Origin of the sequence: Vibrio sp. L3-7, from assembly GCF_963898195.1 — a bacterium.
Classification (GTDB): domain Bacteria; phylum Pseudomonadota; class Gammaproteobacteria; order Enterobacterales; family Vibrionaceae; genus Vibrio; species Vibrio echinoideorum.
This window is the reverse complement of sequence record NZ_CAWQUW010000056.1, coordinates 282,699-290,596: the sequence shown is the minus strand read 5'-3', so window position 1 is coordinate 290,596 and position 7,898 is coordinate 282,699. Positions and strand designations below refer to the sequence as shown.

Genomic DNA, 7,898 nt, shown 5'->3' with positions numbered 1-7,898 from the left:
AGAGGTCCGAAGATCCCCCTCTTTGGCCCGTAGGCATTATGCGGTATTAGCCATCGTTTCCAATGGTTATCCCCCACATCAAGGCAATTTCCTAGGCATTACTCACCCGTCCGCCGCTCGACGCCCATTAACGCACCCGAAGGATTGTTAGTGTCGTTTCCGCTCGACTTGCATGTGTTAGGCCTGCCGCCAGCGTTCAATCTGAGCCATGATCAAACTCTTCAATTTAAGATTTTGTGACTCAACGAATACTGACTTCAAAACTAATATTTACCGCCCTTTCGAAAAAGAACAGAAACATGTAATTCTAAAGCTATTACCCCTCTCTTCTTAAATAAATAGGAACAGAATGGTAATGAATTGACTGTGCCAAAATTAAGTAAACTTAATTTTGTATTGGTCACTCAGTTCATTGAAATCAAGTTTGTTACCGAAGTAACTGTTTTACTTCTCTTAATAAAAAGGGAAGATAAAACATTTTGATATTCATCAACGAGTGCCCACACAGATTGATAGGTCTAAATTGTTAAAGAGCTTTACTTATTGAGCGTTCCTTTTAGTAAGGAGCCTCTCTAAGTGGACGGCCATTCTAGCGAATTGGGTTCCAGTGTCAAACACTTTTTCCAGCTAATTTTTCAAAGCATCTTAAATGCTTATCACCGTCTTGTTACTTAGTTCAAACCACTTGGTTATCCCTGGCAACGGAGGCAGATTATAGAGAGAATGTGTTTTTACACAAGACCAAAAATGAAAAAAAACCGCCATAGGCGATCGTTCGGACACTATTCACACAAAACGTTCAAAATAGGTACGATTATGTCTTAATTTCGACTAATCGTACCTATCGCTAAACTTTAGTTATGACTGATGAGCAATAATTCTATCGTTGTTCACTAAAAGCTGAACTTTCTTATCTGGATTTATTTTCCCCGCAAGTATTGCTTTAGCTAGCGGGTTCTCGACACTTTGTTGAATTGCTCGTTTCAAAGGTCTAGCACCATAAACTGGGTCGAAGCCAACTTGAGCGATTAACTTCAACGCTTTGTCGGAGACTTCAAGTTCATACCCATTGTCTTCCATTCGTTTGCTTAAATACTGAAGCTGAATAGAAGCTATGGATTGAATGTGCTCTTGGCCTAATGGATGGAATACAACACTTTCATCAACTCGGTTCAAAAACTCCGGACGAAAGTGCTTACCGACAACTTCCATCACTTCATTTTTAATTCCTTGGTAATCCAATGTATTGAAGTTCTCTTGAATACGATCAGAACCAAGATTTGATGTCATGATTACTACCGTATTTCTAAAGTCGACTGTGCGACCCTGTCCATCAGTTAAGCGCCCATCATCCAGAACCTGTAATAGAATGTTGAAAACATCTGGGTGAGCTTTCTCTACTTCATCCAACAAAATTACCGAGTAAGGTTTACGACGCACCGCTTCGGTTAAGTAACCACCCTCTTCATATCCAACATAGCCCGGAGGAGCTCCAACCAAACGAGCAACAGAGTGCTTCTCCATAAACTCAGACATATCTATACGTACCATGGCATCTTCACTATCAAACATGAAGTTAGCCAATGTTTTACACAGTTCAGTTTTACCTACTCCTGTTGGACCAAGAAATAGGAAAGAACCAATCGGTTTGTTTGGATCAGACAAGCCAGCTCGGCTACGACGAATCGCATTCGATACCACTTCAACAGCTTCCGCTTGGCCGATAACGCGCTTATGCAAAACACCTTCCATTTTTAGAAGCTTCTCTTTCTCTGCTTCTAACATTTTGGATACAGGAATCCCCGTTTGCTTAGAGAGTACATCTGCGATTTCTGCATCGGTGACTTTATTACGTAACAGCGTCATTTCTTGCATTTCGGCTTGAGTCGCTAGATCTAACTGCTTCTCCAACTCTGGGATTCGTCCATATTGAAGTTCTGACATGCGATTAAGATCACCAGCACGTCGTGCAAAGTCCATATCCATGCGAGCTTGCTCTAGCTCTGACTTGATATGTTGAGTACCTGACAATGCAGCCTTCTCCGCGTTCCAAACTTCTTCAAGTTCTGCGAAGTCTCGTTCTTTATCAGAAAGCTCAGCTTGCAATGTGCGAAGGCGCTTTTCACTGGCCTCATCATTTTCGTTAGTTAACGCTTGCTGCTCAATCTTCAGTTGGATGATCTTACGCTCTAGTTTATCCAATGATTCAGGCTTAGAGTCGATTTGCATGCGAATACTCGAAGCTGCTTCATCAATCAAATCAATTGCCTTATCGGGCAACTGACGATCCGAAACATAACGATGAGATAACGTCGCCGCCGCTACAATCGCCGGGTCAGTAATTTCGACATGATGGTGAAGTTCATAGCGCTCTTTCAAACCACGAAGAATAGCCACGGTGTCTTCAACGGTTGGTTCATCCACTATTATTTTTTGGAATCGACGCTCTAAAGCAGGATCTTTCTCTATATACTGACGATATTCGTCAAGCGTCGTTGCACCGACACAATGCAGTTCACCGCGAGCCAATGCTGGTTTCAGCATATTGCCGGCATCCATAGAGCCCTCACCTTTACCCGCACCTACCATAGTGTGAATTTCATCAATGAAGAGGATGATGTTTCCTTCTTCTTTAGACAATTCGTTGAGAACTGATTTCAAACGCTCTTCGAATTCACCTCTATATTTAGCACCTGCAATCAAAGAACCCATGTCTAACGACAGTACACGACGGCCTCTTAAGCCTTCTGGCACCTCGTTATTAATAATACGCTGCGCCAAACCTTCAACAATTGCAGTTTTACCCACACCAGGTTGACCGATAATGACAGGGTTATTTTTAGTACGACGCTGAAGAACTTGAATGGTGCGACGAATTTCATCGTCTCGACCAATCACAGGATCAAGCTTGCCTTGCTCTGCTCTTTCAGTCAGATCAATCGTGAACTTCTCTAATGCTTGGCGTCTGTCTTCGGCATTCGGGTCATCGACTTTTTGCCCCCCTCGAACCTGCTCGATAGCTTGAGATAACTTTTGTTCGGTAAGACCTAGCTCTTTAAGCAACTTACCTAAAGGACCTTTGTCTTCAACAGCTGCAAGTAGGAACACTTCTGAGGAGATGTAGCTGTCTTGACGCTTTTGCGCGACTTTATCACATAGGTTGAACAGCGTTCCCATTGCACTAGAAAGCTGAACATCACCACCGATACCGCTAACTTTCGGCACACGGTCCAACATTTCACTCAATTTAGAACGCAGTTGAACTACATCAATATTCTGCATGGTGAGCAATGGACGAATTGCACTACCATCTTGATTAAGCAAAGACACCATCAGGTGTACAGGTTCTATATATTGGTGATCACGACCTAATGCGAGCGACTGAGCATCAGATATCGCAATTTGGAATTTACTAGTGAATCGATCGAGACGCATGCCAACCTTCCTACTCTTAGATATGTTTATCTTATGGTTAGAAGATGGATACGGTAACGCAGATTTTCAAGGGATAAGGGTGAAGAATAGAGGTGATATGAAAATATAAATGAACTGGATGAGTGGTTGTGCTAGTCAGAGGTTACTCTAACCAAATAAAGGTAGCTTGGCGTCCAGTAATACCATCACGACGATAAGAATAAAAAGAGTCAGAATCAGCATATGTACATAGATTCGAATCTGTCACTGAAGTCACACCCACTTTGTGTAGCCGTTGGGTCGCAAGTTGAGACATGTTTGCCAACCACTTGCCAGGTTCAGGTTTAGCTTTAAATGCTAATTTCGCTTGAGGGTTGAAACGAACAAAAGCTTCTAGCACATCTTCACCTACCTCAAAAGCCTCTTTACCTATCGCAGGGCCAAGCCAAGCAATAATCTGGTTAGATGAATCAAGGTTTGAAAACTTTGCAACTGCATTTTCAATAATGCCACCAGCAAGACCACGCCAGCCAGCATGAACTGCAGCGACTTGAGTACCTTTAGTATCAGTAAGGATTACAGGCAAACAATCGGCTGTCATCGCAGAACACACAACACCCTTTGCAGTGGTATATGTACCATCCGCATCAAGAACATTCATCACAGGTTCTAAAACCGTAACGACATCTGTTGAGTGAGTTTGATTTAACCATACCGGAGCAGTAGGCATATTAGCGTGTTGCTTTAGCCATGCTCGATTGCTTTCAACAAGCGAAGCATCATCCCCAACATGCATACCGAGATTTAACCCTTGATACGCACCAGTAGAAAAACCATCGAAACGAGTCGAAGCAAATGCCTTCACGTTTTGAGAAGCGTTCCAGTCAGGGATGATCACTGACATGATTAAATGTCGTCTTCGTGATTTTCGCGAGCATCAACACGTAATGCTTCTGCCATCACAACCATGTCATTTGGAATAGGTGCGTGGAACTCAACTTCTTCACCAGTAATAGGGTGAACAAATTTAAGCATTACAGCATGCAGCGCTTGGCGATCAAAAGAACGAATCATTGTCGTCAGCTCTTCAGATGCACCTTTTGGAATACGTGCACGACCACCGTATGCGATATCACCTAACAGCGGATGCTGAAGGTATGACATGTGAACACGGATTTGGTGAGTACGACCTGTTTCTAGACGCAGACGAATACGAGTATGTTCGCGGAAGTGCTCAGCAACACGATAGTGAGTTACCGCAGGCTTACCTAATTCATTGACATCCATTAAGGTACGCTTAGTAGCATGACGGCTAATGCCTTTCTCTACCACACCACCCGCTGTCATTTTACCAATTGCAATTGCTTCATATTCACGAGTAATACGACGCTTAGCAAGAGCACGCACGAGGCGAGTTTGAGCTGGAACCGTTTTAGCTACAACCATAAGACCGGTTGTATCTTTATCAAGACGGTGCACAATACCTGCACGAGGTACTTCTGCAATCTGAGGGTAATGGAAAAGCAACGCGTTGAGTATAGTTCCATCCGGCGTACCAGCGCCTGGGTGTACAACCAGGTCGCGAGGCTTATTGATAACCAATAAGTCATCATCTTCGTAGACAATGTTTAGAGGAATATCTTGTGCTTCCCAGCGTTCTTCATCTGCAAGTTCTGCTTGTAAGATGATATCTTCACCGCCCAAAACTATAGTGCGCGGTTTAGTGATAACTTCGCCATCCACTTGGATTTTGCCGTCAAGAAGCCACTCTTTTATACGAGAGCGAGAGAAATCGGTAAATAGTTCAGCGACAGCTTGGTCTAAACGTTGACCTAACTGGCTGCTTTTTACTGTGTCTGTTAATGTTATCTGCTGAGCCATATCGAACTTTTTTAAAAACCGTGAGACTAATACCCATTAGTATGGATAAAATAGAATAATTGCATCATTGTATCTGTTACTGGTTAGAAAGTAACGGAAGCTTACGAAATATTTAATTCAAGGAATCGACGCCTGACATGAAACACCTTACTTTATCGGGTCTATTAGCCGTATCACTCTTGGTTGGTTGTTCAAGCAGTGAAGAGATAGTGCCAGATGTACCACCATCGGTTCTCTACTCTGACGCTCAAGCATCACTTCAGAGTGGTAGCTGGCTGTCTGCAATCGAAAAGCTAGAAGCCCTAGACTCTCGTTACCCATTTGGCGCCTATTCAGAACAAGTACAACTGGATCTAATTTACGCGTACTACAAAAATGATGATTTAGCACTTGGTCTTGCAACCATTTCACGATTCCTACGTTTAAACCCAACTCATGAAAAACAAGACTGGGTACTTTACATGCGCGGCCTAACGCACATGGCACAAGACCGTAACTTCATGCACGACATTTTTAATATCGACCGTAGTGACCGAGATCCAGAGCCAGTGAAACTCGCGTTTGCGGACTTCAAGCGACTACTGGAACGTTTTCCCAGCAGCCCTTATGCGGAAGATGCGCAAAAACGCATGTTCGCACTTAAGAACCGCCTAGCAGAGTATGACTTAGCAACCGCGGATTTCTACCTAAGACGTGAAGCTTGGATCGCGGCGGTGAATCGAACTCAAGAACTGCAAAAGACTTACCCGGACACGATTGCTGCGCGTAAATCTTTAGAAATACAGTTAGAAGCCTACAAAAAACTTGGCTTAGAAGATGCAGTTTCAAGAACAGAAAAGTTGATTGAGTTAAACCAACTCCCTTAATCAACTACTCACATAATTACTTAAAAAGCGTGCTAATTTCTTAGCGCGCTTTTTTTTGAACTTCATCTGGTAAACTTGATGAATCTCATTTTCCGCGGTATCTTCAATAAGTAACTTTTAACAAAACATCAACATGGAGTGTGGATGTGAGTAGGTTGTTATTATTTATTGGGATCGCGCTATTTAGCCAGTTTCCCTACGCGTTAGAACTTTCCCCATTAAGCAATAAGCCTTACATGGGCGACCTAGATGTACTCAAAACCAAAGGAACGGTCAGAGTATTGGTGTCGGCTGATCTCGGCTTTTACTACATAGAAGATGGTAAGCCAAAAGGTATCGTGGCAGAAATGCTCTACCACTTTGAGAAAAGTCTTCGCAAGAAGCATCCCTATCTCAATGTTCAAATCATCCCTGTTCAGCGAGATGACCTCCTTCCTTCTTTAGAGTCTGGATACGGTGATGTTGCCGTTGCCAATTTAACGGTCACCGATAAACGCTTACAAGTGATCGATTTTTCAGATCCTATGATTAAAAACGGTAAAGAACTCATTATCACTGGGAAAAAATCAGCCCCTATTACCGAAATCAAACAACTGAGCGGCAAAGAGGTGTGGATTCGCGCGAGCTCCAGCTATTTCGAGAGTGTGCAACGGGTGAATAAAGAACTCAACACGTTAGATTTACCACCTCTGCACGTCCACTTTATCGAAGAGTCACTGCAAGACTACGAACTAATTGAGTTGGTAAACCAAGGCTATATACAAGGCACGATACTCGACAGCCACAAAGCGAAGTTATGGACCGATGTAATGGAAAACATTCAGGTTCATAACGACTTCCCCTTACGAGAAAATGGTCGTATTGCTTGGGCCTTAAGAAAAGACAGTCCAATCCTAAAAAAAGAGATCAATAAATACGTTAAAACATCTCGAAGCGGCACCTTACTGGGTAACGTGATATATCAAAAGTATATCGACAATACTCGCTGGTTAGGGCGAGCTCTCAACCCAAACAAAGTCGACAGAGTCACTAAGTTAGCCGACGTCTTTGAAAAGTACTCAAGCAAGTATGAATTCGACCCCTTAATGATGTCAGCCCAAGGTTTTCAGGAATCAGGACTCGATCAGAGTAGAGTTTCTCACCGTGGAGCTATTGGTGTCATGCAGGTTCTACCTAGCACCGCCAAAGACAAAAACGTCAATATTAAAAACATTCACAAAGTGGATAACAATATCCACGCGGGTGTAAAATATATGCGCTTTATCAAAGATCGGTACTTTGACGACCCTGCAATATCTCCTGACAACCAAATCTATTTTACTTTGGCTTCTTACAACGCCGGACCGGCTAAGATTAGGAAGATGAGGTCTATTGCCAAGAAAAAAGGTTATAACCCCAATATTTGGTTCAAGAATGTAGAAATTATTACCCGTAAGTATGTGAGTAAAGAACCAGTGACCTACGTCGCCAACATCAACCGCTACTTCGTTATTTATAAACAGCTACAGGCTATTGATGCCATCCGAGAAAATGGCACGGCGCGGTTACTACAAACCAGTGATTAACGTACGAATTCAGAAAATCATATTGAGCCACAATCCACAGTATTTAGATAACAAATAACGAAATAACGAAATAACAAAAAGCCCACATAAGACAACCTATGTGGGCTTTTTGTTATTTAATTAGAGTACAAACCAAGAGTGATTTAGATCACATAAGCTTATTGAGTGAATT

General features: G+C 42.7%; 5 protein-coding genes and 1 rRNA gene. 2 read left to right on the top strand and 4 right to left on the bottom strand.

Annotated features, from left to right (window positions below):
* The 4 genes from AACW75_RS22935 to rluD form a co-directional block, all read right to left on the bottom strand.
* Window positions 1–228, bottom strand: a 16S ribosomal RNA gene (locus AACW75_RS22935); the annotation flags it as partial.
* 630 nt (window positions 229–858) lie between these two features.
* Window positions 859–3,435 carry an ATP-dependent chaperone ClpB gene (gene clpB / locus AACW75_RS22930; protein ID WP_017072906.1) on the bottom strand — a complete coding sequence of 859 codons (2,577 nt, stop codon included), beginning with the start codon at window positions 3,433–3,435 and terminating at the stop codon, window positions 859–861.
* Window positions 3,436–3,577: 142 nt separating this feature from the next.
* Window positions 3,578–4,318, bottom strand: coding sequence for a peptidoglycan editing factor PgeF (pgeF, locus tag AACW75_RS22925; RefSeq protein ID WP_017072904.1), 741 nt, complete (start codon window positions 4,316–4,318; stop codon window positions 3,578–3,580).
* Window positions 4,319–4,320: 2 nt separating this feature from the next.
* The gene (rluD, locus tag AACW75_RS22920; RefSeq protein WP_017072903.1) at window positions 4,321–5,295 is read right to left on the bottom strand and encodes a 23S rRNA pseudouridine(1911/1915/1917) synthase RluD; all 975 of its coding nucleotides are present in this window, start codon (window positions 5,293–5,295) and stop codon (window positions 4,321–4,323) included.
* A 137-nt stretch (window positions 5,296–5,432) separates the two neighbouring features.
* Here rluD and AACW75_RS22915 point away from each other — a divergent pair, with 137 nt between their 5' ends.
* Window positions 5,433–6,161 (top strand): outer membrane protein assembly factor BamD, encoded by a 729-nt coding sequence (locus AACW75_RS22915; protein ID WP_017072902.1) that lies wholly within the window; start codon window positions 5,433–5,435, stop codon window positions 6,159–6,161.
* 140 nt (window positions 6,162–6,301) lie between these two features.
* Window positions 6,302–7,726, top strand: coding sequence for an MltF family protein (locus AACW75_RS22910; RefSeq protein ID WP_318276463.1), 1,425 nt, complete (start codon window positions 6,302–6,304; stop codon window positions 7,724–7,726).
* The last annotated feature ends 172 nt before the right edge of the window (window positions 7,727–7,898 follow it).

Excerpts from the sequence above, each read along its gene's own strand:
- clpB (WP_017072906.1), bottom strand. The coding sequence starts at position 3,435 with ATGCGTCTCGATCGATTCACTAGTAAATTCCAAATTGCGATATCTGAT.
- pgeF (WP_017072904.1), bottom strand. The coding sequence starts at position 4,318 with ATGTCAGTGATCATCCCTGACTGGAACGCTTCTCAAAACGTGAAGGCA.
- rluD (WP_017072903.1), bottom strand. The coding sequence starts at position 5,295 with ATGGCTCAGCAGATAACATTAACAGACACAGTAAAAAGCAGCCAGTTA.
- AACW75_RS22915 (WP_017072902.1), top strand. The coding sequence starts at position 5,433 with ATGAAACACCTTACTTTATCGGGTCTATTAGCCGTATCACTCTTGGTT.